Consider the following 19,031-nt stretch of genomic DNA (forward strand, 5'->3'; position numbering starts at 1 on the left):
TGGCCCGGGTGGTGATGGAGATCTGGGATCCTGCCCAGGACCCGCTGCGCATCCACGGCGAGGACGACCCCCATGGCGGACCCTTTGACGGAGCCCGGGACTGGTTGAGAATTGATCTCTTCCGACCTTCACGGTCCCTGTTGCCTTGGCGCGCCGCCCACAATGTTCCCGAATCCCGGAAGCCCAGCGAACGGAGGTAAACAGCAATGGGTGATGTCGCCGTCGTCGGAGCCGGTCCCAACGGACTGGCAGCCGCAGTAGTCATGGCACGCGCAGGCCTGAACGTCCAACTGTATGAGGCCGCGGAGGCCATTGGAGGCGGTTCGCGCACCAGCCAGCTGATGGAACCGGGCTATCTCTACGATGTCTGCTCCGCTGTCCATCCCATGGCCCTTGCGTCGCCGTTCTTCCGTGCCTTTGAACTTTCCCGGCGTGTGGAGCTGCGGATTCCCGAGGTCCAGCATGGCACTCCTCTGGATTCCGGCGGCGCTGCCCTGGCGTACCAGTCCTTGGAGCGGACCGCGCTGGAACTCGGCGTTGACGGTGACGCTTACCGGCGGCTCCTGGGGCCATTGGTGAAGCGGGCGAACGGCGTGGTGGACTTTACCTCCAACCAGCTGTTGCGTCTTCCAAAGGACCCCTTGGCGGCTGTCATGTTCGGGCTGGCCACATTGGACCAAGGGACACCGTTGTGGAACCGCCGTTTCCAGGAATCGGCTGCTCCGGCGCTGTTGACGGGCGTCATGTCGCACGCCCTTGGTTCACAGCCATCCCTTAGTTCAACGGGTGCCGGGCTCTTGCTCAGTATCCTGGCCCATGCTGACGGCTGGGCGATACCGGTGGGCGGTTCCATGTCCATCGCCAAGGCCATGGCAGACGATCTGATCGAACATGGTGGACGCATCCACGTTGGAGAACGCGTCAACTCCCTGGATCAGATCCGCCCCGCGAAGGCCATCCTGCTGGATGTCGCTCCACCAACGCTGGCACGGCTGGGCGGAGCCGAAGTCCCGGACCGCTACCGGCGGGCGCTGGAAACATTCCGGTTCGGGAATGCAGCGTGCAAAGTGGACTTCATCCTTTCAGCTCCGGTCCCTTGGCTTGATGCCGGACTGGCGAAGGCCGGAACGGTCCATGTAGGTGGATCGCGACTGGCCATGGCTGAGTCCGAGAACTTGGTGGATATGGGAAAGCACCCCACTGAGCCCTACGTCCTGGTGTCCCAACCGTCGGTGGTGGATTCAACCCGCGCTCCCGAGGGCAAGCATGTCCTCTGGTCCTATTGCCATGTGCCCGCGAATTCCACGGCGGACATGGCGGAAGCCGTCACAGCCCGCATAGAAAGGTACGCCCCGGGGTTCAGGGACGTAGTGGTCGCTTCACAAACGACGACGGCGGCGGAACTGTCTGCTTACAACGAGAACTATGTTGGGGGCGACTTCAGCGCCGGGCTGCTGGACCTCCGCGGTCTGGTGCAGCGGCCGGTTGTGTCCAACGTGCCGTGGAGGACACCTATGCCAGGGGTGTATCTCTGCTCATCGTCCACTCCTCCCGGCCCCGGTGTCACAGGAATGCCCGGGTACCATGCAGCCAAACATGCCCTCAAGGACATCTTCGGAATGCAGGTACCCGGGCTCGCCCTGGGGCTGTAGGCAGGGGCTAGTTCGCTGCCGTGAAGCGCGCGCGGCGGTAAGCCGGGGTTTCGATCTCGTCCAGCATGGCTACGGCGTAGTCCTGCGTGGAGATGATGTTGCCGGCGGGTGAGTCCTTGCCCACGGTGTATTCGCCGGTGCGTTCGCCGGGCTGGATCACCGGGGCGGGGGCAAGCACGGTCCAGTCCACGGATTCCGGGGTCTGCTTGACGGCTTCGAGGGCCTTGGCTGCTGTGGTGGCCTCAGCCTTGTAGGCCTCCGGGAAGTCCGGGGAATCGAGCAAGCGGACACCATCAATTTCCAGGGTGCCGGCACCGCCTACGATCATGAGGCGCGTTCCTTCTGCGTTGCTGTAGGCAGACACCATGGCGTCGAGCCATTCTCCATGGTCGCCGCCGGTGCGGCTGGGACCCGTCGCCAGCACAACGACGTCGTGCTCTTTTGCAATGGAGGCAAACGCTTGGCTGTCAGCCAGGTCCGCGGCCTGTGCGGCAGCGCCGGGAACTTCTGCGCCCTTGCGGGAGATGGCGGTGACCTGGTGGCCGCGGGTGATGGACTCGTTGACGATCTGGCTGCCGACCATGCCCGTTGCGCCGTAAACTGCGATTTTCATAGCTCTCCTTGGGGTTGGTATCCTTGCAATAAGACAACAGTATCTATTTGATACTGATAGCTTCAAAGGAACTGAGTTACCTCGTGGATACTAATGACCTGGCCGGGAATGTCCTGGACCCGAACTGCCCCTCGCGGGTGGTCTTCCAGCGCATCGGCGATAAATGGGCATCACTGGTGATCCAGGTACTGGGCGACGGCCCTGTCCGCTTTTCGGAGTTGCGCAAGATGGTAAACGTGGTCACTCCGAAGGTTCTGACGCAAACCCTGCGTGCACTGGAACGTGACGGCTTGATTACCCGGACCGTCTACGCGCAGGTGCCGCCGCGGGTGGAGTATGGGCTGACGGACTTGGGCGAGTCCTTGCTGCAGCCGCTTACCCTGTTGCGTCGCTGGGCCGAGAGCCATGTGCCCACCATCCTTGAAGCGCGGGACGCCTACGACGATGCCCAGGACGAAGCCCTCCTCGGCTCGCCCAACTGAGTAACAGCTCTTGCTGCAATGAGGCCCCATTGGGACGTTTACTGTCACCTAGTTGGGCTGTGCGGACGGGACCAAGGCGGGGCTGATGCTTCCGTCGCGCATGGTGGCCACCGCGTCCGTGATGGGCAGGAACTCGGTGTCATGGGTGACCATGACAGTGGCCGTGGAGAACTCATCCGTCACTTGCCTCAGCAGCCGGACGATCGATTCGCTCCGTTCGTGATCCAATGCCGCCGTTGGTTCGTCCACCAGCAGGACACTGGGACTGCCCATGAGGGCCCGGGCAATATTCACCCTCTGACGTTGCCCGCCGGACAATTGATGTGGCCTCTTGGACCCGGCCGCGGACAGACCTACAACGTCCAAAAGATCCTCGGCCTTGCGACGGGCCTCCTTCAGCGACTTGCCGCGAAGGTGCTCACGGATCAGTAACTGCTCGACGGCGGTCAGCGCGGGAAGCAGGTTGGGTTGCTGGAAGATGATGCCCACCTTGTCCCGGCGCAGTGCTGTGCGTTGGGCATCGGTGAGGACTGAAACGTCCTGCCCATCAATCACCACCGTTCCCGCAGATGCTTTGACCAGGGTGGCCGCGACAGCGAGCAAGGACGATTTACCTGATCCGGACGGACCCACCAGGGAGAGGAACTCACGCCTGCGGACCGGGAGATTCACTGCGTCCAAGGCTTTCAGGATGGAGCCGCCATCGGGGTACTCCAAGGAAACATTGACGAGGTTCAGGGCAAGGGACATGGTTTATTCCTTTCAAGGAATGTATTAGTTGCCGCCGAGGGCGAGCAGCGGATCAACGGAGGTGACCTTGCGGACTGCCAAAACAGCGCCGGCCAGTCCCAGCAACACCACCCCTGCCACCGGGAGCAGTGTTGTTAACGGGGTGATCAGGAAAGGAGCCGCCTGGGCCGCAAAAACCCCTGCCACCAGGCCAATGGCCCCACCCAAGGCCGCCCCGGTGACCAGGACAATTGCGGCCTGGGCCAAGGCATCCTTGAGGATGTACGAGGATGATCCGCCCAGGGCTTTGAGTACGGCGATATCGCGGGTTCGCTGCACGGTCCAGACGGTCAGGAAGGCAACAATCACCAGAGCAGAGATGCCGTAGAGAAATGCCTGCATGAGCATCAGTGAGCCGTTCTCACTCTTGTACGAGGACAAGGCCTGGAAAGAGCCCACTGGATCAGTGCTGACCGTCCCGGCCGCCGCGTTGGCGGCGTCGACGTCCAAGGAGGATCCGGCGTCGTGCGTGATGGCCAGAACGGTAGCTGTACCGGGTTCCGCATGGGCGATGGTACGCCAGGACTCAAGGGTGGTCCAGATGACCCCGGTGTGCGAATACCACTGGTCCTCCACAACATCGCTCACTGTCAGCTCTGTGCTGCCCACACGGACACGGCTCCCTTTGGAGAGGGACAGATCTTTGGCAAGGGATTCACCGATCACTACGGTCCCTTCCTCCACAGCCGATGGAGCGGGTGCACCGCCAAACACAGCGACGTTCGCCGTTCCGTTCGGGGCGCCGGCGCTGTCCAAGGACTGGAACCGGGTTTGGCTGATTCCCATGGCCTGGGCCGACGTGACACCGGGCTGTTCGCGCCACGTCAAGAGCTGCGCTGCGGAAACCTCGGACTCGGTATATGAAGCTTTGGGCTCTCCGCCGGCGGGGGCACCAAAGACGATCTGCTGCGCGGGAATCGCCGCAATGGCTGACGTGGACTGGTTGCCCAAGCCCGCCGTCAGCCCGGAAAGCATCACGAGCAGCAAGGTGATCAAGGCGACCACGCTGCCCATGAGCGCAAAGCGGCCCTTGGCAAAACGGAGGTCGCGGATGGCGAGAAACATCAGAATCCTTTGCTTGTTGCGGGCTTGATCCCGGCACAATCAACTCTTCCGCCGACGGGCCCGCTGCACATCGGGAGCCGGATGGATTGACTGCCGACGACGGGTTGAGGGGACGATCATCCGAATGGTTGATTCCGGTGTCACGGCGAGGAAACCGGGCTACGCGAGGGAATGCCGGGGCTACGCTGGGAGGCATGCAGTCCACCGGCGCCGCCACCATCCTCCGCGTGCTGCGCGTATGCCTGCACGTGGGCTTTGCGGTGCTGTTGCTGGTGGCGGTTGTCCGTTTGCTGACAGGTGTGGGAACGGCCGATGCACCTTCACCGTTGGCTGTTGCCTCAGGCCTGGGGTTATCGGTGTTGCTGGCCTTGGTGTATCTCGCAGGGACCATCCTGGAGAAGCGCCACGCGGGCGGCGCTTCCCGTTTCGACCCCACGCCGTATGCGCGCTGGTGGCTGGTGGCGGTGATGCTGCTCTGGCTGCTGCTCCTGCTGGTCAGCGGCGACTTCGCTTGGGTTGCCTTCCCCCTGTTCTTCCTGCAGCTTCACCTGCTCCCCCGGCGTCTTGCCCTTCCTGCCATTGCGCTGAGCACGGCGCTGCTGGTGGGTGCCTTGTGGTTCCACAGCCGGGAATCGGCCGACGGCGGCTTGCAGCTCGCCATGGTGCTGGGCCCGGTGTTCGGGGCGGTCTTCGCCGTGGTGACCGGGCTCGCCTATCGGGCCCTGTTCCTCGAAGCCGAGAACCAGCGAACCGTTGCCGACGACCTCCGGCGGACGCGCGCGGAGCTGGCGCAAACACAGCACGACGCCGGCATGTTGGCTGAGCGTGAACGGCTGGCCCGCGAAATTCACGACACCCTGGCCCAGGGATTCTCCAGCATCGTCCTCATGGGCAGGTCTGCTGAAAAAGCCCTCGATGACGGAGACACGCTGGTAGCCAGAGAGCGGCTGAAGATGGTGCAGGACACCGCGTCCGGCAATCTCGCCGAGGCCCGGAGCTTTGTCAGGGGCCTGAGATCGCCGGACCTGGAGCAGTCCGGCTTGGTGGACACGTTGCGCAGGCTCTGCGAAAAGACCGAGACCGAAGCCGCCGCCAGGGGAACTGCCCTCCGATGCCGCTTCGAGCTGGTGGGGACGCCGGTTGAGTTGCCCAGCGCATACCAGACCACCCTGCTCCGGGCCGCCCAGGCTTCCCTCGCAAACGTGTGGGCGCACGCCCACGCCCGTGCCGCCGTCGTGACCTTGTCCTTTCCCGGTACTGAGGTGATGTTGGACGTTTTCGACGACGGCGTAGGTTTTGAGCCGTCGACGGCGGCCGGTACAGCGCGTGGGGACGGCACCGGCGTCGGACTGATGAGTTTGCGGGAACGGCTGGCCGCGCTGGATGGAAACCTGGAGATTGAGTCGGCACCGGGTGAAGGAACGGTGGTGGCCGTCAGGGTCCCGTTGCCGGCGGATGAAGGTGCTTCGTGAGTGAAATCAGGATTTTGTTGGTGGATGACCATCCGGTGGTGAGGGCGGGCCTCCGGGCCATGCTCGCTGACTTTCCGGGCGTTACGGTGGTTGCCGAAGCATCCGACGGCGATGCGGCGCTGGCCGAGTTGGGCAAGCTCCACGCACTCGGTGAGCCGGTGGACCTGGTGCTCATGGACCTGCAGATGGGCGGTGGCATGGACGGGGTCACGGCCACCGGGAAGATCAAGGCGGGCGAGGCCGGAACTCCCCCGCCACCGGTGCTGATCCTGACCACGTACGACACCGACGCCGACATCCTTGCGGCAGTGGAAGCGGGTGCAAGCGGCTACATGCTGAAGGACGCTCCGCCCGAGCAGATCCGGCAGGCTGTGCTGTCTGCGGCTGCCGGTCAGACTGCGCTGGCACCTGAAGTTGCTGCACGTCTTATGGGCCGCATCCGGAATCCCGCTCCCGTGTTGAGTGCCCGGGAAGTCCAGCTCCTGGAGCTATTGGCCACGGGGATGAGCAACCGTGCCATGGCCAGGCAGCTCTTCATTTCCGAGGCCACGGTCAAGACGCACTTGTTGCATATCTACTCGAAGCTCGGGGTGGATAACCGCACGGCCGCCATCGCCGTAGCGACGCAGCGCAGGATCATCCGCGGACACTGAGTCCGGCCGGGTAATTTTGGTGAAACGGTTGACCTTTGGCCCATTTGCAGTGACGATTAGTGCACGTTTCGCTATGAGTTAGATCACTAAATGTCACTCGTCGAAAGTTGGCCCCACATGTCCGCACCCTCCTTGGGTCTGTCCGGAGCTGCGCCCAACAGCTTCGGATACATCAGAAAACGTTCGTTGGCCAGGAAGGCAGCCTCTCTTGGCCTGGCCTCGCTGCTCCTCGCGGGAGCCATTCCCGCACTGTCCTTCGCTGCTGCTGCCAATGCCGCTCCCGGCGACCCGGCCGCCGTCAAAGCCGTCACCCCGGAAGTCCCCGTTGACGCTTCCGGAATACCCCTCGGCGCGGTGACGGGCTTTACCCAGTCCAGCAACGTCGTCGACATATCTGCCGGGAATGGTGCCATCCGGGTCACCTTCCTGGACGAGGACAATTTCCGCTTGGAAGCCGATCCCAGTGGAACGTTCACTGATCCCGCCAACACTGATCAGGGCGACCCTGCCAGGACAGCCAACATTGTGGTGGGCAAAGACAAGTTTCCCGGCACCACCCCGGCAGTTACCGACGGTGACTGGCTGATGCTCAAGACCGCCAAGGTCAGTGTGGAGATCAACAAGGCCACCACCCAGCTCCGCGTCCTCAGGGCTGACGGGTCGGTGGTTCTCCAGGAGTCCGCGCCCATCACCTTCGGTGCCAACTCCGCCACGCAGCACCTTGCACAGCAGGACGGCGAACAGTTTATTGGCGGCGGCATGCAGAACGGCCGCTCAGTCCACACCGGCGCACTGATCAACATTGCCAAGAACTTCGACTGGGACGATGACGGCTACCCCAACGCCGTGCCGTACTACATGTCCTCCAAGGGCTATGGCGTCCTCCGCGATACGTTCGCCCGCGGCTCCTACAACTTCGGCGGCCAGCCAACCACAACGCATGAGGAAAAGCGCTTTGACGCCTACTACTTCGTGGGTGACTACAAGGAGTCCCTGGGCGCCTACACCACCCTGACCGGCAAACCGATGATGCCACCGGTCTACGCACTGGAATACGGCGATGCTGACTGCTACAACCGCTCCAACCCGGGATATTCATCCTCCGGATACGGCGACCCCGACGGCGCCAAGCAGCGCACGCCGGACGCCATCAAAACCGCGCGGAAGTTCGTTGAGAACGACATGCCCGCAGGCTGGATGCTGGTCAACGACGGCTACGGCTGCGAATACCAGCAGCTTCCGGAAACAGTGGCCAACATTGAGGAAGAAACCGATCTCAAAGTTGGCCTGTGGACGCAGCGCTCCCTGACCAACCAGGAGTACGAAGTCGGCGAAGCCGGGGTCCGGCTGCGCAAGCTGGACGTCGCGTGGGTGGGCCAAGGCTACCGCCAGGCGCTCACCGGCTGCGAGGCCGCGCACAGCGGAATCGAGCAGTACTCGGATGCGCGGGGCACCTCGCTGATGGTCGAAGGCTGGGCTGGTTCCCAGCGCTGCGGCATGCAGTGGACGGGCGACCATTCAGGAAACCTCGACGCCGTTCGCTGGCAGGTCTCGGCCCTCACCGGAGCGGGCAACTCGGGTTTGGCATTCACCACCGGTGACGTTGATGGCATCTTTGGTGGCTCAGCAGAGTCTTACGTCCGCGACCTTCAGTGGAAGGCCTTCGCACCTGCGCTGTACTCCATGTCCGGCTGGGCAGCTACTGACAAGCGGCCATGGCTCTACGGTGACGAGGCCACGGCCATCAACCGCCAGTACCTGCAGCTCCGCCAGCAACTCATGCCGTTCATCTACACGTTGGCCCAGGAATCCTCCACCACCGGCGTTTCCATGATGCGTTCCATGGCCCTTGAGTTCCCTGACCAGGAGTGGTCCTACGGCGCCGAGGCGAATAACCAGTTCATGCTCGGCTCTGATTTCCTGGTGGCTCCGGTCTTTACCCAGACCGACGTCCGCAACGGAATCTTCCTGCCTGCAGGCCAACAGTGGGTGGACTACTGGACGGGCAAGCTCTACCAGGGCGGCCAGATCCTCAACGGCTACAACGCACCACTGGACAAGCTTCCGGTGTTCGTCCGTGCCGGTGCTGTCATCCCCGAAGGAATTGTTGCGCGCAATGCTTCCTTGGTTCCCGAGGATTCCATGATCACGTTGGATGTCTACGCCAAGGGGCAGGACACATTCACGCTCTACGAAGACGACAAAGTCACCCGCGAATTCAAGGATGGCAAATCCTCCAGCCAGGTCTTCACCGTAGATGCTCCAGGGACGGGCAACAGCAGCGTGAAGGTCTCCATCGGTGAGCGAAAGGGGGATTACACCGGCAAAGCCCCAGCCCGTCCCTACGAGCTGAAGGTCCATGCAGGCGCAGCTCCCAAGGACGTGAAGATTGGCGGTACCAAGCTCGCCCAACACTCCACGCAGGCCGCTTACGCCGCAGCAACCACGGGCTGGTTCTTCGATGAAGCCAACAACGGCACCGTCCGGGTCAAAACAGGATCCATCGCTTCCAACCAGTCGGCTACCGTGCAGCTTCAGCAGGCGGGCCCGCTGGGTGGCAAGAGCCAGGAAGATACTGCAGCTGAAGTCCGTGTGACCACCGGCGGGCAAGTCTTCCAAGACCAGGAAACCACGGTCACTGCGGCATTCGTGAACACCGGAACCAAGGCCAAAACGAACGTCGTCCTGACGCCGGTGCTGCCCGAGGGCTGGACCGTGGTCTCATCCTCCGGAGCCACAGCAGCCACTGTGGAAGGCGGTGCCACAGCAACTGCCACGTTCGTCATCAAGCCGGGAACCAGCGCAAAGGCGGGCCAACAAACGGTGCGGGTTTCGGCGTCGTACACTGCTTCCGGAAGCACCCAAACGGTGACCGGCGGCAACCAGATCTACGTCGCCTACGGTTCCTTGGCAGCGGCTTACAATACCGTTTCCGTCACCACTGTGGCGGGTAAAGCACTCGGAAACTTCGACGGCGGAGGGGCCACCTTCGCGGCTGAGCAACTGGCTGCCGCTACGGTTCCTACCGGCGGTGTCCGCCCGGGCAGCACGGTAACAGTAGACGCAGGAAAACCAACCCAGGTGGACTACGCCTGGCCGGCAGTAGGGCCGGACGTTCCCAACTCCGTGGCACTCTCGGGGCAAACCATCGCCGTTCAGGGGAAGGGCACGCACTTGGCTGTCCTCGGATCCGCAGCAGCGGGAAACGGCACCAGTCCAACGCTGACCCTGACATATGCCGATGGAAGCATGGAGAAACAGTCCATCTTCTTCCCCAACTGGTTGCAGCCCTCCGTGCTGAACGGCGCGGTCGTGGCCGTATCCGAGCAGGGCCGCAACAACGCCAACGGGCCGTCACCGGAGTACACGCAATACAAGTACCAGGCGTTCTCCAATACTGTCCGGTTGAACCCCACCAAGGAGCTGGCATCGGTGACTTTGCCAACTGACACCCGGGTGAAGTTCTTCGATTGGAAAGTGACCTCGCAACCCTTGCCGGCCGTTCCGGTCGGCTCTGTGTACGCCTCCGAAACCCCGTGGGTCCAAGCCCTGAACGGCTATGGAGTGATCGGGAAGAACGTGGCCAACAAGGATTCGGCGTCGTCCCCGGACAAGCCGCTGGCCATCAATTACACGGACCCCGCAACTGGGCAGCAGCCCGTATTCGCCAAGGGCCTGGGGGTCCACGCTGCCTCAAAGATCACGTATTACCTGGGAGGTAAGTGTTCGTCCTTCACCTCACAGGTGGGTCTTGAGAGCGGTTTCGGCGGCAACATCATCTTCAAGGTCAATGCCGATGGCGTGAACAAGTACCAGTCGCGGACGTACACCCCCGGGTTCGCTCCCGAATCGGTATCCGTGGACCTGACGGGCGTGGCTTACGTGGAACTGGTGGTTGACCCATCCGGTTCCATCAACGGCGCACACGGGGTCTGGGGTGATGCCAAGTTCACGTGCGCTCCATAGCGTGATGTCCCAGGCAGCCGTCGCGTGCCGTCCCACGTTGGGGTGGCACGCGACGGCTGTCCGCTTCCCGGGCACAACAAGAAACTGTCAGGGGAACGGGGCATAATGTCGCAAATGGGGAAACTGAAAATGCAGCAGGGTTTTGTTCTTGGTCTCGTGGCGTTGGTGACGGCTGGTTCACTGGCCGCGTGCGATGACGGCCGCGCCGGTGCGGAGGGTGCTGCCAAGCAGCTTGCCTCCTCCCTGTCAGCGCTCGACGTCGGATCGATTGCCGTTGAGGGCAAGGACGCTGCCGCGGCCAACGATGAACTGAAGGCCGTGTTCGCAGGCCTGGACGCCAACCCCTCGGTTGCTTCCGGGGACGTAAAACTCGACGGCGACACCGCCACTTTTCCCCTTAACTACAGCTGGAACATCGGCTCTGCCAAGTGGGAATACAGCTCCGAGGCCACGCTGAAGAAATCCGGCGACAAATGGGCTGTCCAGTGGAGCCCGGCGTTGCTGGCACCGGAGCTTTCCGAAGGCGAAACGTTGTCCGTCAAGACGGTTCCCGCACAGCGCGGCCAGATCCTGGGCGCCGGGGATGCCCCGATTGTCGAGGACCGGCCCGTGTTCCGGGTGGGCATCGACAAAACCAAGGTTCCCGCTGAACAAGCTGACGCCTCGGCTCGCGCCATGGCGGCGCTGCTCGGCGTGGATGCCGAAGAGTATGCCAAGCAAGTTGCAGCCTCCGGCCCGCAGGCCTTCGTGGAGGGCCTCGTCCTCCGTGCCTACACCGCCGAGATCACCGAGGCCAGGATCAAGGCCATTCCCGGTGGCGTCAGCATCCTGGACTCCATGGCCCTGGCCCCCACAAGGACCTTTGCCCGGGCCCTGCTGGGCAGTGTGGGACAAGCCAGCGCAGAACAGATCGAGAAATCCAACGGTGCCTTGCGCCCCGGAGACACCACCGGAACCGGCGGCCTGCAGCAGAAGTACGATGCCTTGCTGCGTGGCAAGGACGGCGTGGAAGTGGTGGCCACCCCGGCTGAGAAAGCCGAAGGTGAAACCCCCGGCACCAAGGTGTTCTTCTCATCCCTTCCCGCTCCCGGCACCACCCTTAAGACCACCCTTGACCTGAAGCTTCAGCAGTTGGCCGAGCAAACGCTGGCGGGAATCGAGCCGGCGTCAGCCATTGTGGCCCTCAGGCCCTCTACCGGCGCCGTTCTCGCCGCAGCATCCGGACCGGGAAGCAACGGCTATAACACTGCGCTCCTGGGCCAGTACGCACCCGGTTCCACGTTCAAAATTGTTGATTCGTTGGCGATGTTCCGCAACGGCGCCACCCCGGACTCCAAGGTGGAATGCCCCTCAACGCTGACGGTGGACGGCCGCACCTTCAAGAATGCCGAGGGCTATCCCGAAACCTCGCTCGGCTCCGTCGCGTTGCGGGACGCGTTTGCACACTCCTGCAACACTGCCTTCATCAATGCCCGCGAAACTGTCAGCCAGGATCAGCTCGAATCAGCGGCACAGGCTTTGGGTGTGGCCGTTGAAGCACCCAAGCTGGGCGCCGACGCGTTCCTCGGTTCCGTTCCAGGCGCCGCTGAAGGAACGGAACACGCTGCGTCCATGATCGGCCAGGGCAAAGTCCTCTTCTCGCCGCTCTCGGCAGCCGTCATGGCCGCTTCCGTGGCCAAGGGGGCCCCGGTTTCACCGCAGCTCGTGCTGAACGCCGACGCCGCGCAGGACCCCGGCGCCACTGCTGCCCCCACGGAAAGCGGCTCCGCGCCGTCGTCGTCCGCCTCTACTACGGCAACCGCTGCACCTGCCTCCACCCAGCCCATTACCCAGGCAGAGGCCGCCTCCCTGGCCGACATGATGCGTGCCGTGGTGACGTCCGGACATGCGGGGTTCCTGGCTGAGGTTCCAGGCGCTCCGGTAGGCGCAAAGACGGGTACCGCGGAATTCGGCAACGAGAACCCGCCCAAGACCCACGCCTGGATTGTTGCGACGCACGGAGACCTGGCCGTGGCAGTGTTTGTTGAAGAGGGCGGGCTGGGTGCCACCACCAGCGGGCCGTTGCTGAAGTCGTTCCTCACCGCGGCAGGCTGAATCGGAGGCTGATCATGGCAGCAGATACCCAGTGTGTAGTGGCGGGCGGAGGGCCCGCTGGAATAGTCCTGGGACTGCTGCTTGCCCGCGCCGGCGTGGAGGTCACCGTGTTGGAGAAGCACGCCGACTTCCTGCGCGATTTCCGGGGCGATACTGTGCACGCCTCGACGATCCGCCTCCTGGACGAGCTGGGCCTGGGTGCGGGTTTTCGAGCCCTTCCCCAGAGCAAATTGGGCAACTTCCGGCTACCCGCTGGAGCAGGCGATTCCGTGGTCCTCGCCGATTTTGGGCGACTCAAGGCCCCGTACAACTATGTGGCAATGGTCCCGCAATGGGATCTGCTGAACTTCCTGGTGGAAGCGGCACGCGAGGAACCAACCTTCACCCTGCTGATGAATACCGAAGCAACTGACCTGTTGACGGATGCTTCGGGCGCGGTAGTTGGAGTGAGGTATGGAACCCGTGATCCGCAGACAGGTGCGCTGGTGGGACACGGAGAGCTGCGGGCACCGCTGACGGTGGCCTGCGACGGGCGCGGTTCAGTCCTCCGCAAAAAGGCCGGCCTGGTGCCGCGGGAGTTCCCTGTGCCGTTTGATACGTGGTGGTTCAGGATCCCGCGCAATCCAAGCGAGGACGAACCGGTGGCCTCCATTGCACCCCGCTTCGGCAGCTCGGACGTCCTGCTGAGCTTGACCCGCAAGGATTATCACCAGATCGCGTACCTGGCAGCTAAGGGCTCGGATCCCCAACTGCGGGCTGACGGCGTGGAAGCGTTCCGAGGCAAGGTAGCCCGTTTGCGGCCGGACTTCGCTGACCGGGTGGACACCATCGGGTCCATGGACGATCTCCACCTCTTGGACGTGAAACTCAACAGATTGTCACGGTGGCACAAGCCAGGGCTCCTGCTCATTGGGGATGCCGCCCACGCAATGTCCCCTGCCGGCGGGGTGGGAATCAACCTTGCTGTGCAGGATGCGGTGGCCGCGGCGCGGGTGCTGGCCTCGCCGTTGCTGAGGGAAACGCTCGACGACGGCCACCTCGCTGCGGTCCAGAAGCGGCGTTGGCTTCCCACGGTGTTGATCCAGTCCTTCCAACGGGTGCTGCACCGGGTGGTGTTCGCGCAGGTCATGGCGGGTAAGCAGCCGAAACCTCCCAAGCCGCTGCTTTTTGTGGTGGGCAACTTCCCATGGTTCGGGAAGCTTCCCGCTCGAATGATCGCCTTCGGCCCTCGCCCCGAGCATGCGCCGGAGTTTGCCCGGAGGAAACCCTAGCCGTGCTGGAGCCCCCGGCGTCCGGCGTCGAGCGCTGCCTGCGGGCGCCGTCGAGCATTAATACCTTGCCGTGGGAGGATTGAAACGTGGCCCATATTGACGTTTCCGGCATCGACTACTTCCTCTCCGACGGCACCCAGCTGCTCAACGGCGTGACCTTCAAGGTCCCCGACGGCACTAAGACTGCGCTGATTGGCCCGAACGGAACCGGTAAGACCACGCTGTTCAAAATCATCTCCGGCGACCTCACTCCGGACGAAGGCGTTGTGGGCCGATCAGGGAACATGGGCATCATGCGCCAGTTTGTTGGCCAGGTCCGGGACGAATCCACGGTGCGCGACCTCCTGGTTTCCACTGCCCAGGCCGGCCTCGCAGCTGCCGCCAAGGCGGTTGAGGACGCAGAGCTGGCCATGATGGAGCACGACGACGAGCCCACCCAGATGAAGTATGCCCAGGCGATCGTGGACTGGGGAGATGCCGGCGGGTACGACGTCGAGACCGTCTGGGACGAAGTGTGCATGGCTGCCTTGGGGATTTCCTTCGACAAAGCCCAATTCCGCCGTGCATCGACGCTTTCAGGTGGCGAGCAGAAGCGTTTGGTGCTCGAAGCGCTGTTTGCCGGCCCGGACGAGCTCCTGCTCCTCGACGAACCGGACAACTACCTTGACGTCCCCGGCAAGCGTTGGCTGGAGGGCAAGCTCAACGAGTCAAAGAAGACAGTGCTGTTCATCAGCCACGACCGTGAACTGCTCAATAACGCCGCCGGCCGCATCGTCACGCTCGAGCCCGGCATCAACGGCGCCTCCGCCTGGATCCACGGCGGAGGCTTCGGATCCTACGTCGAGGCACGTGCGGACCGTAACGCCCGGTTCGAGGAACTCCGCAAGCGCTGGGACGAGGAGCACGTGAAGCTCAAAGAACTCGTCAATATGTACAAGAACAAAGCTGCGTTCCGTTCCGATATGGCCAACCGGTACCAAGCTGCGCAAACCCGCCTCGCCAAGTTCCTGGAGGCCGGCCCGCCCGAGGCATTGCCGATCGAGCAGAACGTGAAGATGCGGCTCAAGGGCGGGCGCACAGCCAAACGCGCAGTCGTGGCCGAAAAGCTCGAACTGACCGGACTCATGAAGCCGTTCTCCACGGAGATCTGGTTCGGGGACCGCGTGGGCGTGCTTGGATCCAACGGCTCGGGCAAGAGCCACTTCCTGCGGCTCCTTGCCACCGGTGGCACCGATCCGGAGCGTGAGCACTTGCCCGTGTCCGACGTCGTTATTGCTGAAGTGCCGCACGAAGGAACCGTGAAGCTGGGCGCCCGCATCCGGCCCGGGTTCTTCGCGCAGACCCATGTCCGGCCTGATCTGCTGGGCAGGACACTGCTGGAGATCCTGCATCGCGGTGATGAGCACCGTTCCGGACTCGCCCGCGAAGCCGCGGCCGGTGCCCTGGATTCGTACGGCTTGGCTGGTCAGTCCGAGCAGAAGTACGAGTCCTTGTCCGGTGGCCAACAGGCCCGCTTCCAGATCCTGCTGCTGCAGCTTTCCGGTGCCACCCTGTTGTTGCTGGACGAGCCAACCGACAACCTGGACCTGCACTCCGGTGAGGCCTTGGAGCGTGCCATCGACTCTTTCGAAGGTACCGTCCTTGCGGTCACGCACGACCGTTGGTTCGCCAAGTCCTTTGACCGGTTCATGATCTTCGGCTCCGACGGCAAGGTGTACGAATCCGAGGAACCTGTTTGGGATGAGAAGCGCGTAGAGCGCGCCCGCTGACGCTCTGGCACATCCCGTTGGTCTTCCGCGAACGCTCTTGCACCTGCTGCAAGAGCGTTTCGCTTTAAGCCATGGGATGTGAGAGAGGATCGGATGCGCAGATGATCACCTGGAGTGATTAAATGCGCAAAGCTTGTTACGGTTGAAGCATGGGAACTGCTGACCGACACCGGCTCATTGGCGAGCTGCTGCGCACCCGCGAACAAGCCACCGTGGATGAACTGGTGGACGCCACGGGGGCCTCGGGCGCAACCATCCGCCGCGACCTGGAGATCCTCGCAGCCAACGGAGTTCTCAAGCGCATCCATGGTGGTGCGCGCAGCCTGCTGGCGCGTGGAGACAACCCGGGTTATGGCCAACGGGAACTGGAAGACCACGAAGCTAAAACACGCATCGCCACTGCCGTTGACAGCCTCCTTAAGGACCGCGAGCACGTGTGGCTGGACAGCGGATCCACCGCCACGGAGATCGCGCGCCGGCTGGGAACGCGGGAACTCACTGTGATGCCTATGTCGCTTCACGGCGTTGAAGCCCTGACGCGCACCAAGGACGGCCGGGCACCCCAGCTCATCCTCCCCGGCGGCAGCCTCATCCCCGGCGAGCAGTCTTTCCGGGGCCCCATGACCGAAGCCAACATCCGCTCGCTCAGGTTCGACACCGCCGTCGTGACCCCCTGCGCACTCAACCTCAAAGACGGCCTGCTGGCCCACGACCTTGACGATGCGGCGGTGAAACGAGCCGGCCTGGAATCGGCGGCGCGAGTGATTGTGGCCTCCGCGGGCAGCAAATGGAATGCCAGCGCGGTGGCCTTGGTTGCCGCAATGGACGCCGTGGACGTCATTGTGACCGACCAAAAACCGTCCCCCGAAGATCTTGCCCGGCTCAACAAACTCTCCGTGGAAGTTGTGATTGCATGACCACCAGCACCAGAAGCACCACCAACGTCAACGCCGCTGCGGTGGCGACGTTCCTGATCTTCGGCATGAACGGGTTGGTCTTTGCCAGCTGGGCCGCACGCATTCCGGCAGTCACGGAGGCACTCAGCCTCACCTCCGGCCAGATGGGCACCCTGCTGCTCTGCACCGCCGTCGGGTCTTTGCTGGCGTTGCCGTCGGCGGGCTGGGTAGTAGGCAGGATCGGCACCGCGAATACGGTCCGAGTGGCAGGCATCGTGGCGGGAGCCGCGGGCGCGGCGATCGCCTTCTCACTGATGGCCGCCTCCGTCCCGGCCACGGCCATTGCCTTGTTCTTCTTCGGCATCGGAATCGGTCTGTGGGATGTGGCCCAGAACATTGAGGGCGCAGACGTGGAGCACCGGCTCAAGCGCACCATCATGCCGCAGTTCCATGCAGCGTTCTCCGGTGGAGCATTCCTGGGTGCCTTGATTGGCGCCGGTCTCTCGCAGCTGGGCGTAGGCCTCCCGGAGCATCTGTTGGTCATTGCAGCCATTGCCGTGGCGCTGGCCCTGACGGTCCCCCGCTTCTTCCTGCCGCATGAGGCAGCAGAAGTTCACGACGACGGCGCTCCGGTTGCGAAGGGGCCCTCGGCATGGCGGGATGGCAGGACGCTGCTGATCGGCGTCGTGGTCCTCGGAGCAACCCTCACCGAAGGCGCCGGCAACGATTGGATCGCGAAGGCGGCCGTGGACGGCCTCGGCGCCTCTGAATCAACCGGTGCACTGCTGTTCGCGCTCTTCGTCCTGGCGATGACCATCATGAGGTTCCTGGGCGGCAAGGCAATTGATACCTTTGGCCGCGTGGCCGTCCTGCGGGCCAGCATGGCAGCAGCCGCAGCCGGCCTGGCGCTGTTTGTCTTCGCCGGCAACGTGATTCTTGCCGGTGTTGGTGCGGCCTTGTGGGGTATCGGCGCCGCGCTGGCCTTCCCCATGGGCATGTCAGCGGCAGCGGATGACCCCAAGCATGCCGCCGCCCGGGTATCCGTGGTTTCCACCATCGGCTACGTCGCCTTCCTTGCGGGACCACCCCTCCTGGGTTATTTGGGCGACCACACGGGCATCCACTTGGCTTTGCTGGCCATCGGCGCACCTATTCTGCTGGCTCTCCTGCTGGCAGGCGTCGCGAAGCCCTTGCCGCCCAAATAGTCTGGCCGCCAGCCCGTTCATTCTCTTTGATGCATACGTCCCGGAAGCGCCACCAGAAGAGCAGCACGATGCCGGCAGCCAGGCAGGCGCCGCCGAGGACATCGCTGAGCCAGTGGGCTGAAAGATAGGTGCGGCTGATCATCATGGCAATGACACCAAGGGCGGCCAGCAACGTCATCCACCAGCGGCCGACGAGGATGGCCAGCACCAGGAGGAACGCAGTGGTGGCCGATACATGCCCGGAGGGGTATGAGCCGGTATCGCTCAGGACCCGGGCCCCTTGGGGTCGGTCCCGGCCCACCACTGCCTTGGCCAGCTGTGTCATCGCCAAGGCTGTCACCCCGGAGGTCGCTGCGAAGACGGCCCCCTTGGGTCGTTGCCAGGCCAGGAGCGCGAGGGCGAGCACCACATGGAAGACCAGGATCCCGGCATAGCCGGCCCAGTTGAGTACCGCGTTAACGCCATCCCAGAAGGGTGAGTGCAGAGTGAACGTCAAGGCCTGCCACGTGGTGTCGACGCTGTTGAACGCAGGTTCGCCCTGTCCGGCAAGGATCATGATGCCGGGCACCGTGAAGGCACACAGAAGCAGCACGCCCGGGAGAACCAGCTGCCACCCGGGCTGTTGACGCGGAAGCAGGACACGAATCATCCATTCATCGTAGCCACGGCGGCTGGAAGACGTGGGCAGCCCCCTTGGCCGGGGTGCGCAGGCATTACTGTGAAGTAATGCGAGGCTTCGTGGCCAAGGGCCCCAAACGAGTTGCGAGATTCGACCACTTCCTGGTCCGGGTTGTCTCCCGGCAGCCCCAAGGCGACCACGATGCCTTCTTCCGGCGGCTCTCATCCGCAGCCACCAAAGGAAAGCTCTGGTTCGGGATTGCCGGCGTCATGGCCACATTCCCCGGGAAGCCGCGCAGGGCAGCCCTCCACGGACTCCTTGCCCTTGGCGTCGCGTCGGGCGTCACCAACCTCATTTTCAAGAAGGCGCTCCCGAGGACCCGCCCGCTGCCGGAGCACCTTCCGATTTTCCGCTTTGTGAATCCGCAACCCACCAGTTCTTCCATGCCCTCCGGCCATTCTGCCTCTGCGGTGGCATTCGCCGTG

15 protein-coding genes and 1 pseudogene are annotated in these 19,031 nt (G+C 63.4%); 12 read left to right on the forward strand and 4 right to left on the reverse strand.

What is annotated here, in order from left to right:
• Both HP499_RS07720 and HP499_RS07725 read left to right on the forward strand, forming a co-directional pair.
• Positions 1-200, forward strand: a pseudogene (locus tag HP499_RS07720) (hypothetical protein); the annotation flags it as partial.
• A 6-nt stretch (positions 201-206) separates the two neighbouring features.
• Positions 207-1,652 (forward strand): NAD(P)/FAD-dependent oxidoreductase, encoded by a 1,446-nt coding sequence (locus HP499_RS07725; protein WP_172323474.1) that lies wholly within the window; start codon positions 207-209, stop codon positions 1,650-1,652.
• Positions 1,653-1,659: 7 nt separating this feature from the next.
• On the opposite strand, the gene HP499_RS07730 is transcribed toward HP499_RS07725, so the two are convergent.
• On the reverse strand, positions 1,660-2,265 hold the full coding sequence (locus tag HP499_RS07730) for an NAD(P)-dependent oxidoreductase (protein WP_172323476.1): 606 nt from the start codon (positions 2,263-2,265) through the stop codon (positions 1,660-1,662).
• An 83-nt stretch (positions 2,266-2,348) separates the two neighbouring features.
• Between HP499_RS07730 and HP499_RS07735 the strand changes: the two genes are divergently transcribed.
• A complete protein-coding gene (locus HP499_RS07735; protein ID WP_172323478.1) occupies positions 2,349-2,747 on the forward strand; it encodes a winged helix-turn-helix transcriptional regulator in 399 nt (132 codons plus the stop codon).
• A 48-nt stretch (positions 2,748-2,795) separates the two neighbouring features.
• On the opposite strand, the gene HP499_RS07740 is transcribed toward HP499_RS07735, so the two are convergent.
• On the reverse strand, positions 2,796-3,497 hold the full coding sequence (locus HP499_RS07740; protein WP_172323480.1) for an ABC transporter ATP-binding protein: 702 nt from the start codon (positions 3,495-3,497) through the stop codon (positions 2,796-2,798).
• A 24-nt stretch (positions 3,498-3,521) separates the two neighbouring features.
• Positions 3,522-4,601 carry an ABC transporter permease gene (locus HP499_RS07745; RefSeq protein WP_172323481.1) on the reverse strand — a complete coding sequence of 360 codons (1,080 nt, stop codon included), beginning with the start codon at positions 4,599-4,601 and terminating at the stop codon, positions 3,522-3,524.
• A 194-nt stretch (positions 4,602-4,795) separates the two neighbouring features.
• Here HP499_RS07745 and HP499_RS07750 point away from each other — a divergent pair, with 194 nt between their 5' ends.
• The 8 genes from HP499_RS07750 to HP499_RS07785 all read left to right on the forward strand — a co-directional run bounded on the left by HP499_RS07750 (position 4,796) and on the right by HP499_RS07785 (position 17,927).
• Positions 4,796-6,073 carry a sensor histidine kinase gene (locus HP499_RS07750; RefSeq protein ID WP_172323483.1) on the forward strand — a complete coding sequence of 426 codons (1,278 nt, stop codon included), beginning with the start codon at positions 4,796-4,798 and terminating at the stop codon, positions 6,071-6,073.
• Positions 6,070-6,726 carry a response regulator gene (locus tag HP499_RS07755; RefSeq protein WP_172323485.1) on the forward strand — a complete coding sequence of 219 codons (657 nt, stop codon included), beginning with the start codon at positions 6,070-6,072 and terminating at the stop codon, positions 6,724-6,726. The genes HP499_RS07750 and HP499_RS07755 overlap by 4 nt, the downstream gene beginning before the upstream one ends.
• A gap of 90 nt (positions 6,727-6,816) precedes the next feature.
• Complete coding sequence (locus tag HP499_RS07760) at positions 6,817-10,692, forward strand: NPCBM/NEW2 domain-containing protein (RefSeq protein WP_253951459.1); 3,876 nt, start codon at positions 6,817-6,819, stop codon at positions 10,690-10,692.
• 105 nt (positions 10,693-10,797) lie between these two features.
• Positions 10,798-12,786, forward strand: a complete 1,989-nt coding sequence (locus HP499_RS07765) for a penicillin-binding transpeptidase domain-containing protein (RefSeq protein ID WP_172323487.1) — start codon at positions 10,798-10,800, stop codon at positions 12,784-12,786.
• A 14-nt stretch (positions 12,787-12,800) separates the two neighbouring features.
• Entirely contained in the window at positions 12,801-14,057 is a 1,257-nt protein-coding gene (locus HP499_RS07770; protein ID WP_172323488.1) for an FAD-dependent oxidoreductase, read from the forward strand.
• Positions 14,058-14,143: 86 nt separating this feature from the next.
• Positions 14,144-15,826 carry an ABC-F family ATP-binding cassette domain-containing protein gene (locus HP499_RS07775; RefSeq protein ID WP_089597051.1) on the forward strand — a complete coding sequence of 561 codons (1,683 nt, stop codon included), beginning with the start codon at positions 14,144-14,146 and terminating at the stop codon, positions 15,824-15,826.
• A 149-nt stretch (positions 15,827-15,975) separates the two neighbouring features.
• On the forward strand, positions 15,976-16,743 hold the full coding sequence (locus tag HP499_RS07780) for a DeoR/GlpR family DNA-binding transcription regulator (protein ID WP_172323490.1): 768 nt from the start codon (positions 15,976-15,978) through the stop codon (positions 16,741-16,743).
• A complete protein-coding gene (locus HP499_RS07785; RefSeq protein WP_172323492.1) occupies positions 16,740-17,927 on the forward strand; it encodes an MFS transporter in 1,188 nt (395 codons plus the stop codon). The genes HP499_RS07780 and HP499_RS07785 overlap by 4 nt, the downstream gene beginning before the upstream one ends.
• Here the strand turns inward: HP499_RS07785 and HP499_RS07790 are convergent.
• Positions 17,872-18,576 carry a phosphatase PAP2 family protein gene (locus HP499_RS07790; RefSeq protein WP_172323494.1) on the reverse strand — a complete coding sequence of 235 codons (705 nt, stop codon included), beginning with the start codon at positions 18,574-18,576 and terminating at the stop codon, positions 17,872-17,874. The genes HP499_RS07785 and HP499_RS07790 overlap by 56 nt on opposite strands.
• A 77-nt stretch (positions 18,577-18,653) precedes the next feature.
• Here HP499_RS07790 and HP499_RS07795 point away from each other — a divergent pair.
• Positions 18,654-19,031, forward strand: a 378-nt coding sequence (locus HP499_RS07795) for a phosphatase PAP2 family protein (protein WP_172323496.1), incomplete at its 3' end; no start/stop codon positions are given.

Origin of the sequence: Paenarthrobacter sp. CM16 (assembly GCF_013179505.1) — a bacterium.
GTDB lineage: Bacteria > Actinomycetota > Actinomycetes > Actinomycetales > Micrococcaceae > Arthrobacter.